The organism is Burkholderiaceae bacterium (assembly GCA_024235995.1).
Lineage (GTDB): Bacteria > Pseudomonadota > Gammaproteobacteria > Burkholderiales > Burkholderiaceae_C > Ottowia.
Map to the genome: position 1 here is coordinate 2,221,889 of JACKLI010000001.1, position 22,084 is coordinate 2,243,972.

General features: G+C 72.4%; 14 protein-coding genes and 1 tRNA gene. 8 read left to right on the top strand and 7 right to left on the bottom strand.

The window, feature by feature from the left end:
* Positions 1-61: 61 nt before the first annotated feature.
* Positions 62-1,225, bottom strand: a complete 1,164-nt coding sequence (locus tag H6927_10770) for an alpha-hydroxy-acid oxidizing protein (protein ID MCP5218580.1) — start codon at positions 1,223-1,225, stop codon at positions 62-64.
* A gap of 69 nt (positions 1,226-1,294) precedes the next feature.
* Here H6927_10770 and H6927_10775 point away from each other — a divergent pair, with 69 nt between their 5' ends.
* Positions 1,295-2,686: an MATE family efflux transporter gene (locus H6927_10775; protein MCP5218581.1), complete on the top strand. Its 1,392-nt coding sequence runs from the start codon at positions 1,295-1,297 to the stop codon at positions 2,684-2,686.
* Positions 2,687-2,775: 89 nt separating this feature from the next.
* On the opposite strand, the gene gorA is transcribed toward H6927_10775, so the two are convergent.
* The gene (gene gorA / locus H6927_10780; protein ID MCP5218582.1) at positions 2,776-4,161 is read right to left on the bottom strand and encodes a glutathione-disulfide reductase; all 1,386 of its coding nucleotides are present in this window, start codon (positions 4,159-4,161) and stop codon (positions 2,776-2,778) included.
* Positions 4,162-4,333: 172 nt separating this feature from the next.
* Here gorA and H6927_10785 point away from each other — a divergent pair.
* A tRNA-Lys gene (locus H6927_10785) sits at positions 4,334-4,409 on the top strand.
* Positions 4,410-4,650: 241 nt separating this feature from the next.
* Here H6927_10785 and H6927_10790 read toward each other — a convergent pair.
* From H6927_10790 to argH, 5 genes are all read right to left on the bottom strand, one after another.
* Entirely contained in the window at positions 4,651-4,962 is a 312-nt protein-coding gene (locus H6927_10790) for a HigA family addiction module antidote protein (GenBank protein MCP5218583.1), read from the bottom strand.
* A 9-nt stretch (positions 4,963-4,971) separates the two neighbouring features.
* Complete coding sequence (locus tag H6927_10795) at positions 4,972-5,250, bottom strand: type II toxin-antitoxin system RelE/ParE family toxin (protein ID MCP5218584.1); 279 nt, start codon at positions 5,248-5,250, stop codon at positions 4,972-4,974.
* Positions 5,251-5,492: 242 nt separating this feature from the next.
* The gene (gene pbpC, locus H6927_10800) at positions 5,493-7,727 is read right to left on the bottom strand and encodes a penicillin-binding protein 1C (protein MCP5218585.1); all 2,235 of its coding nucleotides are present in this window, start codon (positions 7,725-7,727) and stop codon (positions 5,493-5,495) included.
* A 129-nt stretch (positions 7,728-7,856) separates the two neighbouring features.
* Positions 7,857-13,796 carry an alpha-2-macroglobulin gene (locus H6927_10805; protein MCP5218586.1) on the bottom strand — a complete coding sequence of 1,980 codons (5,940 nt, stop codon included), beginning with the start codon at positions 13,794-13,796 and terminating at the stop codon, positions 7,857-7,859.
* 759 nt (positions 13,797-14,555) lie between these two features.
* Positions 14,556-16,004, bottom strand: coding sequence for an argininosuccinate lyase (argH, locus tag H6927_10810; protein ID MCP5218587.1), 1,449 nt, complete (start codon positions 16,002-16,004; stop codon positions 14,556-14,558).
* 99 nt (positions 16,005-16,103) lie between these two features.
* Between argH and H6927_10815 the strand changes: the two genes are divergently transcribed.
* The 6 genes from H6927_10815 to H6927_10840 are packed head-to-tail and all read left to right on the top strand — an operon-like array spanning position 16,104 to position 22,082.
* Entirely contained in the window at positions 16,104-17,159 is a 1,056-nt protein-coding gene (locus H6927_10815) for a histidine kinase (protein ID MCP5218588.1), read from the top strand.
* Entirely contained in the window at positions 17,156-17,896 is a 741-nt protein-coding gene (locus H6927_10820) for a response regulator transcription factor (protein MCP5218589.1), read from the top strand. The genes H6927_10815 and H6927_10820 overlap by 4 nt, the downstream gene beginning before the upstream one ends.
* A gap of 54 nt (positions 17,897-17,950) precedes the next feature.
* Positions 17,951-18,856: a hydroxymethylbilane synthase gene (gene hemC, locus H6927_10825; GenBank protein MCP5218590.1), complete on the top strand. Its 906-nt coding sequence runs from the start codon at positions 17,951-17,953 to the stop codon at positions 18,854-18,856.
* Between the two features lie 21 nt (positions 18,857-18,877).
* Positions 18,878-19,690 (top strand): uroporphyrinogen-III synthase, encoded by an 813-nt coding sequence (locus tag H6927_10830; protein MCP5218591.1) that lies wholly within the window; start codon positions 18,878-18,880, stop codon positions 19,688-19,690.
* Positions 19,687-20,793, top strand: coding sequence for a uroporphyrinogen-III C-methyltransferase (locus tag H6927_10835; protein ID MCP5218592.1), 1,107 nt, complete (start codon positions 19,687-19,689; stop codon positions 20,791-20,793). Before H6927_10830 ends, H6927_10835 begins: the two co-directional genes overlap by 4 nt.
* A 14-nt stretch (positions 20,794-20,807) precedes the next feature.
* Positions 20,808-22,082 carry a heme biosynthesis protein HemY gene (locus H6927_10840; GenBank protein ID MCP5218593.1) on the top strand — a complete coding sequence of 425 codons (1,275 nt, stop codon included), beginning with the start codon at positions 20,808-20,810 and terminating at the stop codon, positions 22,080-22,082.
* Positions 22,083-22,084 lie beyond the last annotated feature (2 nt).

Genomic DNA, 22,084 nt, shown 5'->3' on the forward strand with positions numbered 1-22,084 from the left:
GTGGGGCATGCCAGTCTCCGGGCGTTGTCTTTATGGAGTAGGCGCGGCGCGGGCCCGCGCTTCATGCCGTCCGAAAGGTGCCCGGGCGCAGGATGGCGCGGTCCACCGTGCCGATCTGCGTGTGGCCGCAGAAGGCCATGGTCAGGTCCAGCTCCTTGTGGATGATCTGCAGCGCCTTGGCCACGCCCGCTTCGCCCGCCGCGCCCAGGCCCCACAGGAAGGCGCGGCCGATGTAGGTGCCGCGCGCGCCCAGCGCCCAGGCCTTGAGCACGTCCTGGCCGCTGCGGATGCCGCTGTCCATGTGCACCTCGATCTGGTGGCCGACCGCGTCGACGATGGCGGGCAGGGCGGTGATGGCCGAGGGCGCGCCGTCGAGCTGGCGCCCGCCATGGTTGCTGACGATCAGCGCGTCGGCGCCGCTGTCCACCGCCAGGCGCGCGTCCTCGGGCTCCATGATGCCCTTGATGATGATCTTGCCGCCCCAGCGCTTCTTGATCCACTCCACGTCGCCCCAGTTCAGGCGCGGGTCGAACTGGTCGGCCGTCCAGGCGCCCAGGTTGCTCATGTCGGTCACGCCCTTGACGTGGCCGTGGATGTTGCCGAACTGGCGCCTCCTGGTGCCCGCCATGCCCATGATCCAGCGCGGCTTGGTGGCCAGGTTCAGCAGGTTCATCAGCGTCGGCTTGGGTGGGGTGGACAGGCCGTTCTTGATGTCCTTGTGGCGCTGGCCCAGGATCTGCAGGTCCAGCGTGATGACCAGCGCGCCGCAGCCGGCGGCCTTGGCGCGGTCGATCAGGCGCTCGATGAAGTCGCGGTCGCGCATCACGTACAGCTGGAACCAGAAGCCCGGCCCGGCGTGCTGCGCCACGTCCTCGATCGAGCAGATGCTCATGGTCGACAGCGTGAAGGGCACGCCGAAGGCCCGCGCCGCGCGCGCCGCGGCGATCTCGCCGTCGGCGTGCTGCATGCCCGTCAGGCCCGTGGGCGCCAGCGCCACCGGCATGGCCACCGGCTCGCCGATCATCGTCGTCGCGGTGCTGCGCCCTTCCATGTTGATGGCCACGCGCTGGCGCAGCTGGATGGGCGCGAAGTCCGCCTGGTTGGCGCGGTAGGTGCCCTCGGTCCAGCTGCCCGAATCGGCGTAGTCGTAGAACATGCGCGGCACGCGGCGCCGGGCCAGCACGCGCAGGTCCTCGATGCAGGTGATCTTGCTCAGGTCGGTCATCGTGTCTCCTCAGGTCGCTCGATCGTAGTCGCTTTCAGGCGCCCCGCCGCGTGCCCTGGACTTGGCACAATGCCCGCCGTGACAGCGGCCGTTCCTCCTTCATCCGTCCCCCCGCAAGAGCTCAGGACCATGGCCGTTCACGCCGCCTCGGTGTGGGTGGGGCAGGTGGCGGTCATGGCCTTCGGCGCGGTCGACACCATCGTGGCCGGTCGCCATTCTGACCTGTCGCTGGCGGCGCTGGCCATCGGCTCCTCGGTGTTCGTCACCGTCTACGTGTCGCTCAACGGCCTGCTGACAGCCCTGCTGCCCATCTGGGCCGAGCTGCACGGCGGGCGCCGGCTGGCCGCCATCGGCCCCTCGGCGCGCCAGTCGCTGTACCTGTGCGCGGCCGCCAGCGTGCTGGGCATGGCGGTGCTGCTGCATCCGCAGCCCATCCTGCGCGCCACCCAGGTGCCGCCCGAGCTGCGGGAGGTGGCGGCCGAATACCTGGCCGTGGTGGGCTGGAGCCTGCCGGCGTCGCTGCTGTTTCGCGCCTTCAGCACGCTCAGCCAGGCGCTGGGCAAGCCGCAGCTGGTGAGCTGGCTGCAGGTGGTGGCGCTGGCCGTCAAGGTGCCGCTGTCCGTGGGCCTGACCTTTGGCGCCTGGGGCCTGCCCGAGCTGGGCGTGGTCGGCTGCGCCTGGGCCACCTTCGCCGTCAACTTCTTCCTGTGCGCGCTGGCGCTGTGGCTGCTGCGCACGCAGCCCTTGTTTGTCGCGCTCGGGCTGTGGCGGCGTGTGGAGCCGCCCCATGCGGCCACGCTGCGCGCCTTCGCCCGCCTGGGCGTGCCGGCGGCGCTGACGCTGGTGGTGGAGATCACCTCGTTCACGCTGATGGCCCTGTTCGTCGCGCGCCTGGGCACCACGGCCACGGCGGCGCACCAGATCGCCGCCAACGTCACGGCCCTGCTGTACATGACGCCGCTGGCCCTGGCCATTGCCGCCAGCGCGCGCGTGGGCTACTGGCGCGGCGCCGGCGACGAGGCGCGCGCCCGCGCACTGGCCCTGCTGGCCTTCCGGCTGGCGCTGGGCCTGGCGCTGCTGATGGCCGCGGCGGTGCTGGCGCTGCGCAGCTGGATCGCCGGGATCTACACCGCCCACGCCGGCGTGGCCCTGCTGGCCGCGCAGCTGCTGGCCTGGGTGGCGCTGCTGCACGTGTCCGACGCCATGCAGACGGTGTCCATCTTCGTGCTGCGCTGCTATCGGGTCACGCTGGCGCCCTTCGCTGTCTACTGCGTGCTGCTGTGGGGTGTGGGCCTGGGCGGCGGCTACCTGCTGGCCTATCGCGGCCTGGGGCCGTGGCCGGCGCAGATGTCGCCCGCCGCCTTCTGGCAAGCGGCCGCGGGCGGCCTGCTGGTCACGGCGCTGGCGGTGCGCTGGTTGCTGGGGTGGGTGAGCCGCAGGGTGGTGGCGCAGGCGGCCTGAGTCTCGGCGTATGCTTCAAAAACAAGAGCGCTTTGCGCTTTCCGGATAGGGGCCAGGAGTTGCTTTGTCTTTTCACCGGTGCGCGTGGCTCAGGTCCGGCTCACCTGCCGCAGCGTCACGAACTCCTCCGCGCTGGTGGGGTGAATGCCGATGGTGGCGTCGAACTGCGCCTTGGTGGCGCCGCATTTCAGGGCCACGGCAAAGCCTTGCACGATCTCGCCGGCGTCGGCGCCGACCATGTGCAGGCCCAGCACGCGGTCGGTTGTTGCATCGACGATCAGCTTGACCAGGGTGCGCTCGCTGCCGCCGCTCAACGTGTGCTTGAGCGGCTTGAAGTCGCTGCGGAACACCCGGATGGCGCCGTGCCGCTCGCGCGCCTGCTGCTCGCTCAGGCCCACGGTGCCGATGGGCGGGTGGGTGAAGACGGCGGTGGGGATGCTGCTGTAGTCCATGATGCGCGCGGCCTGGCCGGGCGGGGGGCCGAACAGCTGATCGACCAGCGCCATGCCCTCGGCCAGGGCGACGGGGGTCAGTTCGAGCCGGCCCACCACGTCGCCGATGGCGTACACGCCGGGCACGCTGGTGGCGAAGTGCTCGTCCACCTCGATCGCGCCGCTGGGGGACCGCCGCACGCCCAGCGCATCCAGCCCCAGGCCCGCCGTGTTGGCGCGACGGCCGGTGGCGTACAGCACCACGTCGGCCTCGATGGCGGAGCCGTCCTTCAGGTGCACGCGCCGCGCGGCGCCCGCCGCTTCGATGCGCGCCACGTCGGCGTGGGTGCGGAGGTCGACGCCATGCTTGCGCATCTCGCCGGCGGTGAAGTCGCGCACCTCGTCGTCGAAGCCGCGCAGGATTTGCTCGCCCCGGTACAGCAGCGTGACCCGAGCGCCCAGGCCGTGGAAGATGCTGGCCATCTCGCAGGCGATGTAGCCGCCGCCGACCACCGCCAGGCGCCGGGGAAACCGCGGCAGGTCGAACATGTCGTCCGAGGTGACGGCCAGCTCGCGCCCCGGCACCTCGGGCACGAAGGGCGTGCCGCCGGTGGCGATCAGGATGTGGCGCGCGCGGTGGCGCACGGCGGCGCCGCCTTCCAGCGCGACCTCGACCGTGTGGGCATCCAGCAGCCGCGCGTGGCCCTGCAGGCGCAGCACCTTGGCGCCGGTCATCAGGCCTTCGTAGATGCCGTTCAGGCGCGTGATTTCCTGGGCGCGGTTGGCCTTGAGGGTGTCCCAGTCCAGCGTGGGCGTGCCGGGCAGGCGCCAGCCGAAGCCCGCGCTTTCGGCAAAGGCCTCGGCGTAGTGCGCGCCGTAGCTGTAGAGCTTCTTGGGGATGCAGCCGACGTTGACGCAGGTGCCGCCCATGCGCCCGCTTTCGGCCATGGCCACGCGCGCGCCGCGCTGGGCCGCGAAACGCGCTGCGCGCACGCCGCCCGAGCCGCCGCCGATGACGAAGAGGTCGTGGTCGAGTTGAGTCATGGTGAGGGTGATCCGGCGAGTGGGTGAAGGCTGGTTTCAGTGTAGACAGCCCGCGCCGGATGGCGGTGGCGCAGGGGCTTTCGGCCGGGCGTGGGCAGCGCGTGTGATGCGAAGAGGCCTGAAAATCCCCTATAATCACACGCTTCGGATTTCCCGCATCGGATGAAATTCGGGGCTCTTAGCTCAGTTGGTAGAGCAGCGGACTCTTAATCCGTTTGTCGTAGGTTCGACCCCTACAGGGCCCACCAAAATTACATAAGAAAAGCGTGCTACATAAACTGTAGTGCGCTTTTTCTTTTTCTGTAGCCTGTAGGCAATCTGTAGGCACTTCTGGGAAGTCTGCGGTCTTCGAGCAAGGGCCAGGGGTATGCCACCAGCAGCGCAGCCTCTCACCCGCGCGCACGGAGTTCCGTCCTTCGCCTTGCGGCGAAGGGGCAGAAAAATGGCTCGGCAAATCGCGGTTTTCTCTACGCTCTCGCGCGCTACGGTTCAGGCCATCATCGGCGCTGGTTGAACACGCAGCGGGCGCGCTTTCAACCGTTGCTCGGCTTGCCACATGTCATAGGTGGTTTGCTGTGCCAGCCAGGCGCGGGCATCACCACCACGGGCAGCGCCCAGCCATGCCTCAAGGCGCAGCGCCATATCGGGCGAGATGGCGGCGCGGCCATTGAGCACGCGCGACAACGTCACACGCGAGACGCCCAGTTGTTGCGCGGCCTCGGTCACGGTTAGCCCCAGCGTGGGCAACACATCGTGGCGCAGCGTCAGGCCGGGGTGCGGGGGATTGAACATGCGTGCCATCGTCGGCTCCTAGTGGTAGTCCAAATAATCGACCAGCACGGCGTGCGCGCCTTCAAAGGCAAACACCATGCGCCAGTTGCCATTCACGGACACGGCCCAATGACCTTCCAGGCCACCGTGCAGGGGATGCAAGCCCCAACCGGGCAGGTTCATGTCCTGGGGCGCTTGGGCACTGTCCAGGCGTGCCAGTTGCCGGGCCAACTTGGGCGCGTGGGCGGCCTGTATGCCGGCCTTGCTGCCACGCTCGAAAAACGCTTGCAGTCCCTTGTGCCGGAATGACTGAATCATGTTGCCATTGTATCGCGTGACGCATCAAGATGCAGCGACGACCCGCAGCTTGCCCCGCTCCTTGCTGGCGTCGAAGGCCACGCCGACCACTCCAAAATCGACGTCTCGAATCGTTCATGGTGCAGATGCGGCAAATCGAACGGGCACACGCGGTCATGCTTTTTGGCGGTGGCATTTTCAGGCGCTGCGCTTCGGCGCGGGCGGGCGCTTCGGTGCCCCACAAAAACGCCTGGGCCTTGCCGTCAGCCGCCCGCGCGGGCCGGTTTGACCGTGGCCCCGCGCACCTCGATGCGCCGCTCGTCCTGCACCGTGCCGCGGGCGTCGCGCAGCTGCAGCACGTGCCGGCCGGGCCAGGGCAGCCATTGGGCCTGGGGGCCGCGGCCGACTTCGCGCGCGTCGATCCACCAGCGCAGCGCTTGCGGGTTGGCCGCGCCCGGGTCGGCCTGCAGCAGCAGGCGCTGGTGGGTGGGCGGGATGTCGGGATCGAGCGCCAGGATGGTGCCGTCCTGCGGGCGGGTGATGCGTGCCGGCACGTGGTGGGCCGCATCAAGCGAATTCAAGTCGATGGGGCCTGCAGCACGCTCGGCATCGGCGCAATAAGCTTCCGAATCAATAGCAAAAACGGCTTGCTCGGTGCCGGCGATGAACCATTCCTGGCGGGCGACTTCCAGGCCGTCGCCAAAGCGCACGCGGGCGTGGACGAGCCCGGGCGGGGGCGCAGGCGCGCGCGAGGGCGTGCGCTGGTGCAGCGCGCGCATCAGCTCGGCCCACACCGGCGCCGCGCCACTGGTGCCGCTGACGTCCCACATCGGGCCGCCGCCGGCGTTGCCCACCCACACGCCGACGGTGTAGCGCTGGGACCAGCCCACGGCCCAGTTGTCGCGCATGTCCTTGCTGGTGCCGGTCTTGACGGCGGACCAGAAGCGCGTGGCCAGGATGGAGTCCAGCCCGAAGGTGAGGGCGCGGGCGTTGCGGTCAGCCAGGATGTCGCCGGCAATGAAGGCGGCGCGGGGGTCGAGCGCGGCGTGGCAGCCCTCGCGCGGGCCCGCCGTCGAGGGCCGCGCGACCTCGCAGTAGCGCCCGCCGTTGGCCAGCGCGCGGTAGGCGTTGGTCAGCTGCAGCAGGGTGACTTCGGCGCTGCCCAGCGCCAGGCTGTCGCCGTAGTAGTCGCCGCCCTGCGGCAGCGCGATGCCCAGCTGCCCCAGCTGCCGGTGAAAGGCGCGCGGCGACACCATGACGATGGTGCGCACGGCCGGCACGTTGAGCGAGGAGGCCAGCGCGCTGCGCACCGACACCCAGCCCTTGAAGCCGAGGTCGTAGTTCTGCGGGATGTACAGGCCGCTGGCGGTCTGCAGGTGGGCGGGCGAGTCGTGCAGCAGCGAGGCGGCCGTGAGGCGCCGCTCGGCGATGGCCTGGGCGTACAGCAGGGGCTTGAGCGTGCTGCCGGGCTGGCGCGGCGCGGTGACGGCGTCGACCTCGCGCGCGCGGCTGAGATCGCCCGTGGAGCCGACCCAGGCCAGCACCTCGCCGCTGGCGTTGTCCAGCACCAGCGCCGCGCCGTCTTCCACGTGGTGCCCGCGCAGCTCCTTGATGTGCTGCTGCAGACTTTGCAGCGCGATGCGCTGCAGCCGGGCGTCGAGGGTGCTGCGCAGCGTGGCGGGCGCCGGCTGGCCCGCGGGCAGCGCGCCCAGCAGGCGGCGCGCGTAGTGCGGCGCGATGCCGTCTTGCGCCGGCCAGGCACGGCGCGCCAGCGCCAGCTCGGCCTGCATGTCCAGCGCCATGCAGTCGGTGGCCTGCCGGGGCCCGCGCATGGCCTTGAGCACGCCGCAGGCACGCTGGGCCACGCGCGCGGGGCTGGCGTTGGGCGCGCGCACCAGGGCGGCGGTGAGCGCCGCCTCGCTCTCGGTCAGGCCGTGCGGCGCCTTGGCGAACAGCGTGCGCGCCAGCGCGTCGATGCCCACCAGCTCGCCGCGCAGGGGCACCAGGTTCAGGTACGCCTCCAGGATCTGGTCCTTGCGCCAGCTGGCTTCCAGCCGGGTGGCCATGACGGCCTGGCCGATCTTCTGGCGCAGGCTGCGCCCGCCGGTGCCCAGGCGCAGGTCGTCGTCGAGCAGGCCGGCCAGCTGCATGGTCAGCGTGCTGGCGCCGCGCGTGCGCGTGTTCCACAGGTTGGCCCAGGCGGCGGCGGAGACGGCGCGCCAGTCCACTCCGCTGTGCTCGTAAAAGCGCTGGTCCTCCGACAGCACCAGCGCGTGCTGCAGCGCGGGCGAGATGTCGGCCAGCCGCACCCAGGCGCCGCGGCGCGCCTGCGCGTCGGTGCGCACGCGCTCGATCGGCTCGCCGTGGCGGTCCAGGATCAGCGTCTCCGAGGGCCGGTGTTCGGCGCGCACGGCGTCGAAGCTTTGCGCGTGAGCGCTGGCCGCGAAAGCCAGGACGCAGAGGACGCAAAGAAAGCGCAGAGGACGCGAAAGAGACATCAATTCGATTGGGGGTAGCACGGTGATGACGGGGAGCGCCGTGCATCAAACACGCCACCCCCTTCATGGATTTTTTTGCGTCCTTGACGAATCCTTTGCGTCCTCTGCGTCCGGTATTCAGGCGGCGCTTCAAGGCTTCACGTCGACCGCCGCGTTGGGCACTTCGCCGAACATCTCGGGGGCGTACAGCGCTTCGACGCGGCTGGGCGGCAGCTGGAAGTGGCCCGCGTTGTTCAGGCGCAGGGTGTATTCCACCTTGATGGTTCCCTTGGGCAGGTAGTCGTAGTAGCTGCGGAAGGCCTCGAAGCTGCGCTCCTCGAACGCCGGCCAGCCCTGGCCTTCGCGCTTTTCGCCCTGGGTGGCGATGATGGAGTCGCGCCCCAGGCCGCTGCCCAGGATGGTGGCGCCGGCGGGGATCGGGTCGGTCACCGCCACCCAGGTCATGAGCGCGGCGGCCGTCACCTCCAGCGTCACGCGCACGATGTCGCCGCGGGTGTAGGTGCCATCGGCGCCCGGGCGGGCGCCGGCGTCGAGCAGCGCCATGCTCTTGCGGATCTGGTAGCCCGCGGTGCGCGGCGCCTGCAGTGGCACCGCCGCCAGCGCCTGCAGCGTCAGCCAGGGCTTGCCGCTGCCCTGGTGCGTCATCGCCAGCTCGCCGGCGCCGCCCGCGGGCCAGGGCAGGTTCATGGTGTTGCCCACCAGCTGGCCGGGCAGCGCCGGCGTGCCCAGGTTGCGGCCCTGCTCGACGGGCTGGCCGGCCTTGAGCGCGTGGACCTGGCGCCAGTCCACCTGCTGGCTGTCGGCGCCCAGGCTGGCGCGGGTGGTGCCGGCCACGGGCGTGGATTCGTGTGTGCGCGAGAACTGCCGCAGCGCCAGCGCGCCCCACAGGTTGGCGGTGGTGGTGGACCAGGCGCCGTTTTTCTGCCGGCCGATGAAGCCCGTCACCAGGCGGCCCACGTCGTCCCGCCAGGCCGCATCGTCCATCACCGTCAGCAGCAGGCGCGCGGCGTTGACGTCGCCGCCGGCCATCAGCCACCACCAGGCGTCGTCGGGCTCGGTGGCGAAGATCAGGCGCGTACCCTGCACCGACAGACGCGCGCGCAGCACCTGCATGGCCTCAGCCAGCTTGCGCGGCTGCTCGGGGATGGCCTTGACGCGCCGCAGCACGTTCACCCAGTCGATCACGGCGCTGGTGGGCCACTGGTTGGGCGCCACGGTGATGCTGCCCAGCATGGCGGCGTTGGCTGCGCCGTAGCGCGACAGCGCCTCGATGGCGGCCAGCTTGCGCGCGTCGAGGTCGGCGCGCGGCGACCAGTGCTTGCGCTCGATGCGGCCGGCCACGAAGTCGGCCAGGCCCTTGAGCATGGCCTGGCGCGGCGCGTCGGGCAGGCGCCAGGCCGGGTCCAGGCGCGCGGCCTCGTCGGTGGCGGCCAGCAGCCAGGCGGTCAGGGTGTCGCTGCCGCCGTGGGTGTCGCCGGCGCGCGGGGGAAAGTAGCTGGCCAGGCCGTCGGCGTCCAGGTAGGCCGGCAGCTGGGCCACGGTGCGCTGCCAGGCCTGGGTGTCGTCCATGCCGATGGCCTTGCTGGTCTGCTGCTCCAGGCAGGAGTAGGGGTAGCGCGCCAGCCAGTCGCGGATGGCAGGCAGGCCGCCGGCCAGGCTGGGCTGCAGGGCCAGCTGCAGGCCGCCGCGCTTGGGCCCCGTGGCGGGCAGGGCGCCGGCCGGGGGCGCCACGGGCACGCTCAAGGGGCCGTCCAGCTGCACCAGCGTGGCCTGCTGCACGGTGAGCGGCACGGCGGGTACCACGCGCTGGCTGAGCTTGAGCGCGTCGCGCGCGCTGCCGTTCACATCGCGCGCCTGCACCACCCACAGCAGGGCCTCGGCGCGGGTGGCGGCCAGCTCGGGCGGGACGGTCACGTCCCACTGCAGCTCGCGTGCCTGGCCGGCGGGCACGTCCACCGTCTGCGCCTTCAGCTCCAGCAGGGTGGCGCGCGGCGCGAGTTCGACCTTCATCGGCTGCGCCGTGGTGTTGCGCACGGTGAGCAGGGCGGTGAAGCGGTCGCCGCCGCGCACCAGGGGCGGCAGGCCGCCGATGATCTGCAGGTCCTGCGTGGCGCGGATGCTGGTCTGGCCGGTGCCGAACAGGCCCAGGCCCATGTCGGCCACGGCGACGATCTTGAAGCTGGTGAGCGCGTCGTTCAAGGGCACTTCGACCTGGGCCTGGCCCCGGGCGTCGAGCTGGATGCGCGGCTGCCACAGCAGCAGGGTGTCCAGCAGCTCGCGCGTGGGGTGGGCGCCGCCGCCGTCGCCGCCGGCGGGCACGGCCTTGCGGCCGTAGTGGCGCCGGCCGACGATCTCCATCTGCGCGGTGGCTGTCTGCACACCCCAGGCGCGGCGCGGGAGCATGGCGTCCAGCAGGTCCCAGCTGCGGTTGGGCATCAGCTCCAGCAGCGCCTGGTCGACCGCGGCCAGCGCCACCTCGGCGCCGGCGGCCGGGCTGCCATCGGGGCGGCGGGCGCTGATGGTGACCTGCGCCTTGCCGCGCACCGGGTAGCTGGTCTGGTCGGCCTTGACCTCGACGGCCAGCTGGTGCCCGGCCGCGCCCAGTTTGAGTTCGGCCATGCCCAGGCGGAAGGCGGGCTTGCTCAGGTCCACCAGCGCGGTGGACGGCACGTGGTCCTTGCTGTCCACCCAGAAGGCCTGCCACCACCGGCGCGGGGCCTTGTAGCCCCAGGTGAAGAAGCTGTACCACGGCACCTCGTGCACGCGCCCGCGCAGCGCCAGCACGCTGACGTACACGTTGGGCCCCCAGTCGGGCTCGATCTTGAGCTGCACCGTTGGGCTCTTGCCCGACAGCTCGAGCACCTCGGTGTGCAGGATGCCTTCGCGCTCGACCGCCACCAGGGCGGTGGCGTGGCGAAAGGGCATGCGCACCTGCAGCGTGGCCGTGTCGCCCGGCCGGTAGGTCCTGCGCTCGGCCAGCACGTCCATGCGGTCGTCGTTGCGCCCGCCGAACCACAGCTCGCCCTGGCCGCTGACCCACACCGAGGTGGCGGCAAGAAAGGCGCGGCCCTGCCCGTCGCGCGCGCGGGCCACCAGCTCGATCTCGCCGGGCTGCGTCAGTTTCACGTTGCAGGCCAGCTGGCCGTGGGCGTCGCTGGTGCCGGTGCAGACGGTGCCCAGGTCCTTGGTCTCGGTGTGGCTGTCGTAGGTGTAGAAGCCCCCCACCATGCGCTTGCGGCTGGTCAGGGTGGTGCGGGCGATGGCGCGCACGTCCAGCGGCACGCCGGCCTTGGGCTTGCCCTGCAGGTCGAGCGCCAGCACCTGCACCGGCGCGTCCTGGCGGGCGGCGGCCCAGCCCTCGGCCTTGATGCCGGCCACCACGGCGGCGGGCCACAGGGTGCGCGTGTCACTCAGGGTCTGCAGCTCGCCGTTGGGGTCGGCGTAGGTGGCCTCCAGCACCAGCTGGCGCGGCGCGGGCGCGGGCGCGATGGGCTCGACCACCACCTGGCCCAGGCCTTCGCGGCCCAGCGTGGCGGGCAGCTTGTCGGCCACCAGGTGGGTGTCGTTGTCGGGCGCGGCTTCGCCCTCGCCCTCGGCGGGGCGGGGCGGGCTGAAGCTGAAGGCTTCGTAGTCGGCGTAGGAGGGCGTGAAGCCGCGCGTCAGCGCCGACACGCGCACCGGCAGGTTGGCGGCCGCGCCGCCGCCCACGTAGCCGATCTGCACCTGCACCGGCAGGCGCGTGGCGGCCACCAGCGGCGCGTCGTCGGCCGGGCCTACGCGCCCCTGCATGAGGGGCAGGCGAAATTCCTCGACGCGAAAGCTCCCGCTGTCGATCGATGGGCCGTCGTCGTCCGCGCCGCGCAGGCTGATGGCGTACACGCCCAGCTTGGCCGCCTGCGGAATGGCGAACGTGCTTTCGGCGCTGCGTCCGCCGGTGGCCGTCTGGCGCCAGGCCAGCGGCTGGGTGTACTCCTGCCCGCTGCCCAGGTGGGTGATGACCAGGCGCGCCGGGTCCTGCTTGGGCAAGCCGAAGCCGGCCTGGGTTTCGGTGCGGATCAGGTGCTTCATCGACACCGTCTCGCCGGCGCGCAGCAGGCTGCGGTCCAGCACGGTGTGGGCGCGCAGGTCGGGTGTGGGCTGCTGGCTGGTGGGTACGTTGAAGCGCCAGGGCTCGATGCCGCGCTGCCACGACGACCAGGTGAAGGCCATGTCGGCCACGCCGTGGTTGGGCGCCCGGGCGCTGACGAACCAGGCCTGCTGGAAGTCGCCCAGCCAGTCGCCGTCGCGGGCGCAGCTGGGCGGGTTGGCGGGCACATCCTTGAAACGCGCCAGGCCCTGCGCGTCGGTCGTGGCCTGGGCGACGGGCTTGCCGTGGCAGTCGCTGACCTGCACCGCGGCGCCCGCCACCGGCCGGCCCTGGTCCAGCGTGGTGACCCAGGCCAGGGCGTTTTCGCGCCCCAGCTTGAAGTGCACCGCCAGGTTGGTCACCAGCACCGCGCTGCGCACCACCATGGCGCGCCGGGCGCCGTAGGCCGCATCGAGCAGGGACTGGCCCAGCAGCGGCGAGCTGACTTCGAGCACGTGAAAGCCCGGCGCCAGCGGCACGCCGATGACTTCGAACGGGCGCTCGCCGGTCTTGGGCGCGTCGGGCAGGGCGATGTCGCGCACGCCCGCCTGGCCGGCCAGCAGCGACACGGTGCGCGATTCCACGCTGTCCTGGGTGGCGTCGCCCACCGGCGGGGGCAGCGGGCCCTTGACGTCGCGCGCCGCCTGCTCGCGCGGCACCAGCGCGTTGTCGTAGCGCTGCACGCGGGTGAACCAGGCGATGATGTCGGCGTCGGTTTTGGGCTGCAAATCGTCCAGCTTCAGGTCGCGGGCCTGCAGGCCGGGCTCGACGCGGCGCAGCGTCAGCGGCATCAGCGCCGGGCCGTCCGGGCCTTCGGCGAAGCGTTCGACGATGCCGAAGGGCGCGGCGGCGAACTTGGCCAGCGGCGGCATGGGGCCGGTGTCGATCTTCAGCGGAAAACTGCCGGCGTTGGCCAGCGGCCGGCCGCTGGCGTCCTTCAGGTCGGCCGGCAGGCTGAGGCTGAGCGCCGCGCGCTCGGGAAAGGGGCCGTCGAAACGCAGGCGATCGAGCAGCTCGTCGCCCGCGCCGTCCTCGGCCCCCTGCGGCGCGAACTCGGTCTTGTCCGAGCGCAGCCGCACGGCGCCCAGCAGCTTGCGGGCCACCGGCGCGCTGAACGTCAGCTCGATCGGGCGGATCGGCATGCACGCGGCCTGGGCGTTTTCGCGCTCGCAGCGGGTGCTGGCCGTGAAGGGCTCGCGCACCTTGTAGGCAAAGCGGCGCTCCACCCGGTTGGCCACGCCGCTGGGCGTGGCCACGCCCGGGCCATAGACCAGCTGCACGCGCGTGGCGGGCGTCAGGCGCCGGTTGCACGCCAGGGTGAGGTAGTGCTGCGGCGCCGCCTGCGCGGCCTTGTCCAGGTCGAGCGCCTTCAGGATGGCGGCGCGCGCCTCGCCCTCGATCAGCCGCACCGGCACGCGCTCGCCCAGGCCGTCGGCCACGCAGGCGATGTGGGCCCGCGCGCTCTCGGGCGTGGCCGCGCCGTTCAGCCGCAGCACGAAGGTCTGCTCTTCCTCGATCGGCTGGTAGGTGTCGGGCCAGATGCGCTGCACGAATGGTCCGCCGGTATTGAATCGATAGCTGCTTGCGCCCGTCAATGCTTCCCCGGACGGCGATTTGAATCCTGGAACGGCGCTCAGCTCGCAGTGCACACCGGGCGGCAGGTCGGCGGCGAAGTCGTACACCCACTGGCGCGCGCCGACCCAGCGGCCCTGGCCGCGCGCGGCATTGGCGTCGTCGCAGCGGACGGTCAGCGGGGCAGCGACCTGGGCGTCGCCGAAGCGCACCGCGTCGTGGTCGAACTTGACCGACACCTGGCGCACGCGCGCCACCTCGCCCTGGGGGCTGAGGGCGCTGATGGTGAGGGCCTGCGCGGGCAGCGCCAGCAGGCACGCGGACCAGGCAAGCCCGCGGACGAGGCGGTGGACGGTGGCAATCAGGTGCATGAGCCCAGCATAGCGCAGCCTCTGCGCGAGACAGACCTTATGGAGTTGCTCCCTCGCCCCTCTGGGGAGAGGGTTGGGGTGAGGGGCTTGGGCGTTGGATAGGTTGTCGTCGTTTGTTTCTCAGCTGACTCTGGATGCATCGGCTGGCCGGGATGTGCGCCCGGCAGCGCACTCACTTTCTTTTGCGTCGCCAAAAGAAAGTAAGCAAAGAAAAGGCGACCCCACTGGCCGTGTCCCTTCGCTTCGCTGCGGGCAACCTGCGATGCTCGGGCGCGGGGCGGTGCTGCGGAACTCGCTGCGCGCTGACGCGCTTCGCTCAGACAACCGCAGCAAGTCAGAGCACGAAGCATGGGCATGCTGCGCTGCCCATGCCCGCCCCACGCCCTGCGCTTCTCGGCACGGCCAGAGGGGTGGACGAATCCAATACAGGCCATCGCTGCGCTCGGCCTCGGGTGGGGCCGAGCGCAGCGATGGCCCGTATGGTTTTCAACCCCCTGTGGCTGCGCCTGCGGTGCAGGTTTGCCCCGAAGCGCAGCGCAGGGGTCGCAGACTTGGGGTCGCCTTTCTTTGGTTCCTTTCTTTGGCGAGACAAAGAAAGGGACTGCGCCGCCGGGCGCACATCCCGGCCAGCCGATGCATCCAGCGTCAACAGCCGAACAAACGACGATAGCCCATCCAACGCCCAAGCCCCTCACCCCAGCCCTCTCCCCAAAGGGGCGAGGGAGCGAACCCCGGGCCGCGGTGGTTTATGGGCTTACCTCACGGCCGCGGCTCACCCGCCAGCCGTGCGCGGTGGCGCGCGACTTGGTGGCGCACCTGGGCCGGAGCGGTGCCGCCCAGGGTGCCCCGCGCGTTCAGGCTGCCGCGCAGCGACAGCACGTCGAACACGTCTTTCTCGATGGCGGGGTGAAAGCCCTGCAGCGCGGCCAGGGGCAGCTCGGACAAATCGCAGCCGTGCGCCTGCGCGGCCTTGACGGCGTGGGCCACGGTCTCGTGCGCGTCGCGGAAGGGCAGGCCCTTCTTGACCAGGTAGTCGGCCAGGTCGGTCGCCGTGGCGTAGCCTTTTTGCGCGGCGGCGCGCATGGCCTCGGCGTTGACGGTGATGCCGCCCTCGCGCTGGCCGGTGGCGGGGTCGAGCTGCCCGCCGATCATTTCGGCAAAGATGCGCAGCGTGTCCTTGAGCGTGTCCACGGTGTCGAACAGCGGCTCCTTGTCTTCCTGGTTGTCCTTGTTGTAGGCCAGCGGCTGGCCCTTCATCAGAGTGATCAGGCCCATCAGGTGGCCGACCACGCGGCCGGTCTTGCCGCGCGCCAATTCGGGCACGTCGGGGTTCTTCTTCTGCGGCATGATGGAGCTGCCGGTGGTGAAGCGGTCGGCGATGCGGATGAAGCCGAAGCTCTGGCTCATCCACAAGATCAGCTCCTCCGACAGGCGGCTGACGTGCACCATCACCAGGCTGGCGGCGGCCGTGAATTCGATGGCGAAGTCGCGGTCGCTCACCGCGTCCAGGCTGTTCTGGCACACCCCCTCCATGCCCAGGGTGCGCGCCACGCGCTGGCGGTCCAGCGGGTAGGTGGTGCCGGCCAGCGCGGCGGCGCCCAGCGGCAGCTGGTTGACGCGCCGGCGCACGTCGCCCAGCCGCTCCTCGTCGCGGCTGAACATCTCGACGTAGGCCAGCAGGTGGTGCGCAAAACTGACGGGCTGCGCCACCTGCAGGTGGGTGAAGCCGGGCAGGATGACGTCGATGTGGCGCTCGGCCACCTCGACCAGCGCCAGCTGCAGCTCGCGCAGCAGCTGGGCGATGGCGTCGATCTCGCCGCGCAGCCACAGGCGGATGTCGGTGGCCACCTGGTCGTTGCGGCTGCGGCCGGTGTGCAGGCGCTTGCCGGCGTCGCCGACCAGGGTGGTCAGGCGCGCCTCGATGTTCAGGTGCACGTCCTCCAGCGCCAGCTTCCAGTCGAATTCGCCGCGCTCGATCTCGCCGCCGATCTGCGCCAGGCCGCGCTGGATGTCGGCCAGGTCCTGCGCGCCGATGATGCCCTGCGCGGCCAGCATCTCGGCGTGCGCCAGGCTGCCGGCGATGTCGGCGGCGGCCAGGCGCTTGTCGAAGAACACGCTGGCGGTGTAGCGCTGCACCAGCTCGCTCATGGGCTCGGAAAACAGCGCGGACCAGGCCTGAGACTTGGTGTCGAGTTGGTTGGTGGACATGGCAGGTGGGCAATGGGGGGAGGGCCGCGCCCGGCGCGGCATGAACGGCAGGCGCCGCCCGACGAATGGCATGGCGCGCGCTCTACACTGGGCGGGCCCATGAAGGATTCGCAAATTCTATCGACCCTGAGCGAGCGCTGGCTGCCGCCGGCGCCGCCGCCGCCCGCGCCGGTGCTGGTGTTCGACGCCTGCGAGGTGGGCGTGATCCTGCGCGCGGTGCTGTACGTGGAGGCCGTGCTGGCGGTGGCGCTGATGTACGGCGCAGCCTCGCTGGCGGGCTGGCTGGGCAGCGTGGCGGTGGTGACGGGCGCGGCGCTGCCGGCCACCCTGCTGTGGCTGGTGATCGGCTGCGCGCTCAAGCGCCCGCTGGCGCGCCTGAAGCCGGTGGCGCAGTGGAGCGCCGGCGTGGCGCTGGGTGCTTTGGGCGGCCTGTATGCGGCGGGCACCCTGGCGCTGACGGGCCTGAGCACGCAGCCCGCCTGGCTGGCCAGCGCCTGCACCGGGGCGCTGCTGGCCGCGGGCCTGGTGGCGGGGCTGACGTGGCGCGCGCGCGGGCGCATGCCGGCGGCCACCACGGCGCGGCTGGCCGAGCTGCAGGCGCGCATCCGGCCGCACTTTCTGTTCAACGCGCTCAACTCGGCCATGGCCCTGGTGCGCGAGGAGCCGGCCCAGGCCGAGGAGGTGCTGGCCGACCTGGCCGATTTGTTCCGGCACGCGCTGGCCGACCAGCACGGCGCCTCCAGCGTGGCGCAGGAGATCGAGCTGGCGCGCCGCTACCTGGCCATCGAGCAGGTGCGCTTTGGCGAGCGCCTGCGCGTGGAATGGGCGCTGGACCCGCGCGTGGGCGCGGCGCAGCTGCCGCCGCTGATCCTGCAGCCGCTGGTGGAAAACGCCGTCATCCACGGCGTGGAGCCCAGCGCCCAGGGCGCGCGCCTGCGCATCTCCACCCAGCAGCGTGGCGCCATGGCGCTGATCAAGATCACCAACACCGTGCCGGCCGGGCAGGGCGAGGCCGGCCACGGCATCGCGCTGGTCAACGTGCGCGACCGGCTGCGGCTGCTGCACGATCTGCAGGGCAGCTTTCGCACCGCGCTGGTGGATGGCGTGTACCAGGCGCGCATCGAGATCCCCATGCCGCGCGGGGACGCCGGATGACGCTGCGCGTGCTGATCGTCGACGACGAGCCGCTGGCGCGCGCGCGCCTGCGCAGCCTGCTGGGCGATTGCCGCGCGCCGGCCGCGCAGGTGGCGGGCGAGGCCGCCAACGCGGCCGACGCCATGGCGCAGCTGGCGCACCAGCGCTTCGATGTGGCGCTGCTGGACATCCACCTGCCCGGCGCCGACGGCATGCAGCTGGCCCAGGCGCTGCGCGCGCTGGCCGAGCCGCCGGCGGTGGTGTTCGTCACCGCGCACACCGAATACGCCGTGCGTGCCTTCGAGATCGAGGCGCTGGACTACCTGACCAAGCCGGTGCGGCTGGAGCGCCTGCAGGCGGCACTGCAAAAAGCAGAGCGTTTGACGCAAGCAGAACGCGGACCAGAGGCCGATTCGACTGTGGAAAGCCTGCTGATCTCCGAGCGCGGCCGCACCCTGCGCGTGCCGCTGGCCGAGGTGCTGTACCTGCGTGCCGAGCTCAAGTACGTCACCGTGCGCACGGCCAGCGCCAGCCACCTGCTCGATGGCAGCCTGAGCCAGCTGGAGGAACGCTGGGGCGAGCGCTTCGTGCGCATCCACCGCAACGCGCTGGTGGCGCGCGCCGCCATGCGCGCGCTGGTGCGCCACGTGGACGCGGACGAGGGCGAAGGCTGGGCCGTGCAGCTGGCGGGGGTGGACGAGGCGCTGGCCGTGTCGCGCCGCCAACTGGCGGCGGTGCGCGCGGCGCTGGGGCAATAAGGTGACATGGAGGGTGGCGCGGTAGGGCGGCGTGGCTCCTGTAGCATCGGCGCCATGTCGATCCACATCACCGTCGCCACCCGCGAAAGCCGCCTGGCCCTGTGGCAGGCCGAACACGTCAAGGCGCTGCTGGAGCAGCGCGGCCACCCGGTCACCCTGCTGGGCATGACCACGCGCGGCGACCAGATCCTGGACCGCAGCCTGTCCAAGGTGGGCGGCAAGGGCCTGTTCGTCAAGGAGCTCGAAACCGCGCTGGAGGAGGGCCGCGCCGACATCGCCGTGCACTCGCTCAAGGACGTGCCGATGGATCTGCCGCCCGGCTTCGAGCTGGCCTGCGTGATGGCGCGCGAAGACCCGCGCGACGCCTGGGTGTCGCCCCACCATGCGCGGCTGGAGGATTTGCCCCAGGGCGCGGTGGTCGGCACCTCCAGCCTGCGGCGCACCGTGCTGCTGCGCGCGCTGCGGCCCGACCTGCGCATCGAGCCCCTGCGCGGCAACCTGGACACGCGCCTGCGCAAGCTGGACGAGGGCCAGTATGCCGGCATCGTGCTGGCGGCCGCGGGTCTCAAGCGCCTGGGCCTGGCCGCGCGCATCCGCCACGTGTTTGACACCGAACAGATGCTGCCGGCGGCCGGGCAGGGCGCCCTGGGCATCGAGACGCGCGCCGGCCGCGCCGAGCTGGCGCAGGCGCTGGCGCCGCTGGCCGACGCTGCCACCACCCTGTGCACCGCCGCCGAGCGCGCCGTCAGCCGCGCCATGGGCGGCAGCTGCTCGATGCCGCTGGCGGCGCACGCCACGCTGGACGGCGCGCAGATGCTGCTGCGCGCCGCCTGGGGCGACCCCGAAGGCGCGCCCGGCCTGGTGCGTGCCAGCGAGCGCGCCGAAGTCCGCACGCCCGGGCAGGCCGACGCCCTGGGCCAGCGCGTGGCCGCCGCGCTGCGCGCCGGCGGCGCGCATTAGTCTGAGCGCGAGCTCGCCGCCATGCCCGTCCCGCGCGTGCTCGTCACCCGCCCGGCGCACGACGCGGCCGCCTGGGTGCAGCGCCTGACCGAGCACGGCATTGCCGCCGAGGCCCTGCCGCTGATCGAGATCACGCCCGAGCCCCCGACTGGCGCGCTGGCCCAGGCCCGCCAGCGCCTGGGCGACTACGCCGCCGTCATGTTCGTCAGCGGCAACGCCGTCACCGCTTTATTGGGGTCAGATCCCGATTTTTTTGAATGGAATCGGCCTCTGGCCGGCATCGGATCAGCGCAAGCAGCTATTGAAACAAGAGCATGGTCGCCCGGTCCCGGCACCACGCAGGCCCTGATCCGCGCGGGCTGGCCGCCGGCGCGCATCGACCAGCCGGCGCCGGATGCTGCCCAGTTCGACTCCGAGGCCCTGTGGGCCCAGGTGGCGCCCCAGGTGCGCGCCGGCCTGCGCGTGCTGATCGTGCGCGGGGGCGACGCCGCCGGCTACCTGGCCGGGCGCGACTGGCTGGCCCGGCGGCTGCAGCAGGCCGGGGCGCAGGTGGACCAGGTGCTGGCCTACCGCCGCGCGGCGCCGGTGCTGGCGCCGACCGCGCGGGCGCGTGCGCTGGCCGCGGCGGCCGACGGCACGCTGTGGCTGTTCAGCAGCTCCGAGGCCATCGCCAACCTGCGCCAGTGCCTGCCCGCCGCCGACTGGCGCGGCGCGCGCGCGCTGGCCACGCACCCGCGCATCGCGCAGGCCGCGCGGGACGCCGGCTTCGGCACGGTGCACGACACCCGCCCGGCGCTGGCCGACGTGGTGGCGTCGATAGAATCGCTGGCATGAACCCCGAGCCGCCGTCCGCCGCGCCCGCCGTCGAAGCCGCGCCGCCGGCGCTGCCGCCCGCGCCGCCCCCCGCGATCCCGGCCCAGGGGGCGGCGGCCGCCCCATCCACGCGCCCGGCCATGCCCGGCCCGGGCCTGATCGTGGCCTGGGTGGTGGCCGTGCTGGCGCTGGCGGCGGTCGTGCTGCTGTGGCAGAAGGTCTCGTCCATGCAGGAGCAGCTGGCGCGCCAGAGCGCCGACGCCACCAGCAAGTCGGTCGAGGCGCGCACCCTGGCGCGCCAGGCCGACACCGAGGTGCGCGACGCGCTGGGCCGGCTGGCCGCGCTGGACGGCCGCGTGGGCGACCTGGTCGCCTACCGCAGCCAGATGGAGGAGCTGGTGCAAAGCGTGGCGCGCAACCGCGACGCCAACCTGGCCGCCGAGCTGGAGTCGGCCCTGCGCGTGGCCCAGGACCAGGCGCAGCTGACCGGCAGCGTGCAGCCCCTGCTGGCCGCGCTGCGCAGCACCGAGCGGCGCGTGGCCGCCAGCAACGATCCGCGCCTGGCGCCGGTGGCGCGCGCCGCGGCGCGCGACCTGGAGCGCGTCAAGAACGCCAGCATCACCGACACCGCCGGGGTGCTGGCGCGCATCGACCAGGTGCTGCGCCAGGCCGACGAATTGCCGGTGGCCAACGCCGTCGGCCGCGAGCGCAGCGGCACCACCGTGCGCGAGCGCGCCCAGCCGGCGCCCGCCACCTGGTGGGAGCGCTGGGGCCGCGGCGTGCTGGACGAGGCGCGCGATCTGCTGCGCGTCAGCCGCATCGAGCGCCCCGAGGCCAGCATGCTCAGCCCCGAGCAGGCCTTCTTCGTGCGCGAGAACCTCAAGCTGCGCCTGCAGGGCGCGCGCCTGGCGCTGCTGGCGCGCCAGTACGAGGCGGCGCGCGCCGACCTGGCCGCCGCCGCCAGCGCGCTGGGCACCTGGTTCGACCCCGCCTCGCGCCGCACGCAGGCAGCCGCCACGCTGCTGCAGCGCATTCGCGGCGAGACCCACGACGCCACGCTGCCGAGCGTGGACGACACCCTGGTGGCGCTCAGCCAGGCCGCCGCCGCCAGCGCTCAACGCTGAGCCAGAGCCAGCCCATGCGCGCCGCCCTCTGGTTGATTGGCCTGTTTGCCGCCGCCGTGGCGCTGGCCCTGTTTGCCGGCGACAACGATGGCACCGTCACCGTGTTCTGGCCGCCGTACCGGGTGGACCTGTCGGTCAACCTGCTGCTGCTGCTGCTGGCCCTGCTGTTCGCCCTGCTGTACGGCGCGCTGCGCACCGTGGCCGCCGTGCTCGAGTTGCCGCGCCAGGCGCGGCGCTGGCGCGCCCAGCAGCGCGAGCGCACCACCAACGGCCTGATGATGGATGCGCGCGTGCAGTTCACCGCCGGGCGCTTCCTGCGCGCGCGCAAGGCGGCCGAGGCGGTGCTGGCGCGCGTGCACGCCAGCAGGGCCGACAAGCAGGACGCGCCCGCCGTGCTGGGCTTGCGCACCCTGGCCCACCTGACGGCCGCCGAAAGCGCGCACGCCCTGCAGGACGAAGCCACGCGCACGCGCCACCTGGACGCCGCCCTGGCCGCGGCCAGCAGCCATGGCGCCGCCACCGAGCTGCGCGAGGCCGTGCTGCTGCGCGCCGCGCAGTGGGCCCTCAACGGCCAGGACCCGGCCGCCGCGCTGGCGCGCCTGGCCGAGCTGCCCACCGGGGCGCAGCGGCGCACCGCCGCGCTGCGCCTGAAGCTCAAGGCCACCCGCCAGGCCGGCCACATCGTCGACGCCATGGAGACCGCGCGCCTGCTGGCCAAGCACCGCGCGTTCTCGCCGCAGGCCGCCGCCAGTTTGCTGCGCGGCCTGGCCGCCGAGCAGATCGCCGGCGCCTACGATGCCGAGCAACTGTGCCAGATCTGGACCGCGCTGGGCCCGCGCGAGCGCGCCATGCCCGAGCTGGCCCTGCGCGCCGCCCAGCGGCTGATCGACCTGGGCGGCGACGCGGCGCTGGCCCGCGGCTGGCTGCTGCCCGTGTGGGACGACATGCTGGCCCAGCCCGAGTTCTTCACCGACGCCCAGCGCGTGCGCCTGGCCCAGGTGCTGGAGCAGGCCCTGAGCGAGCAGGGCGCCGATGCCGAATGGCTGGCGCGCATCGAGTCCGCCCAGCAGGCCCATCCGCGCGACGCCACGCTGCAGTACCTGGCCGGCATGGCCTGCCTGCAGCGCGGCCTGTGGGGCCGCGCGCAGCTGCTGCTGGCCCAGGCCGCCCGCGCGCTGGACGACACCCAGCTGCGCCGCGACGCCTGGCGCGCGCAGGCGCGGATGGCCGAGGAGCGGGGCGACGAAAGCGCCGCGGCGCAGGCCTGGCGGCAGGCCGCGCAGGCTTGAAG

Excerpts from the sequence above, each read along its gene's own strand:
- H6927_10770 (MCP5218580.1), bottom strand. The coding sequence starts at position 1,225 with ATGACCGACCTGAGCAAGATCACCTGCATCGAGGACCTGCGCGTGCTG.
- H6927_10775 (MCP5218581.1), top strand. The coding sequence starts at position 1,295 with ATGCCCGCCGTGACAGCGGCCGTTCCTCCTTCATCCGTCCCCCCGCAA.
- gorA (MCP5218582.1), bottom strand. The coding sequence starts at position 4,161 with ATGACTCAACTCGACCACGACCTCTTCGTCATCGGCGGCGGCTCGGGC.
- H6927_10790 (MCP5218583.1), bottom strand. The coding sequence starts at position 4,962 with ATGGCACGCATGTTCAATCCCCCGCACCCCGGCCTGACGCTGCGCCAC.
- H6927_10795 (MCP5218584.1), bottom strand. The coding sequence starts at position 5,250 with ATGATTCAGTCATTCCGGCACAAGGGACTGCAAGCGTTTTTCGAGCGT.
- pbpC (MCP5218585.1), bottom strand. The coding sequence starts at position 7,727 with ATGTCTCTTTCGCGTCCTCTGCGCTTTCTTTGCGTCCTCTGCGTCCTG.
- H6927_10805 (MCP5218586.1), bottom strand. The coding sequence starts at position 13,796 with ATGCACCTGATTGCCACCGTCCACCGCCTCGTCCGCGGGCTTGCCTGG.
- argH (MCP5218587.1), bottom strand. The coding sequence starts at position 16,004 with ATGTCCACCAACCAACTCGACACCAAGTCTCAGGCCTGGTCCGCGCTG.
- H6927_10815 (MCP5218588.1), top strand. The coding sequence starts at position 16,104 with ATGAAGGATTCGCAAATTCTATCGACCCTGAGCGAGCGCTGGCTGCCG.
- H6927_10820 (MCP5218589.1), top strand. The coding sequence starts at position 17,156 with ATGACGCTGCGCGTGCTGATCGTCGACGACGAGCCGCTGGCGCGCGCG.
- hemC (MCP5218590.1), top strand. The coding sequence starts at position 17,951 with ATGTCGATCCACATCACCGTCGCCACCCGCGAAAGCCGCCTGGCCCTG.
- H6927_10830 (MCP5218591.1), top strand. The coding sequence starts at position 18,878 with ATGCCCGTCCCGCGCGTGCTCGTCACCCGCCCGGCGCACGACGCGGCC.
- H6927_10835 (MCP5218592.1), top strand. The coding sequence starts at position 19,687 with ATGAACCCCGAGCCGCCGTCCGCCGCGCCCGCCGTCGAAGCCGCGCCG.
- H6927_10840 (MCP5218593.1), top strand. The coding sequence starts at position 20,808 with ATGCGCGCCGCCCTCTGGTTGATTGGCCTGTTTGCCGCCGCCGTGGCG.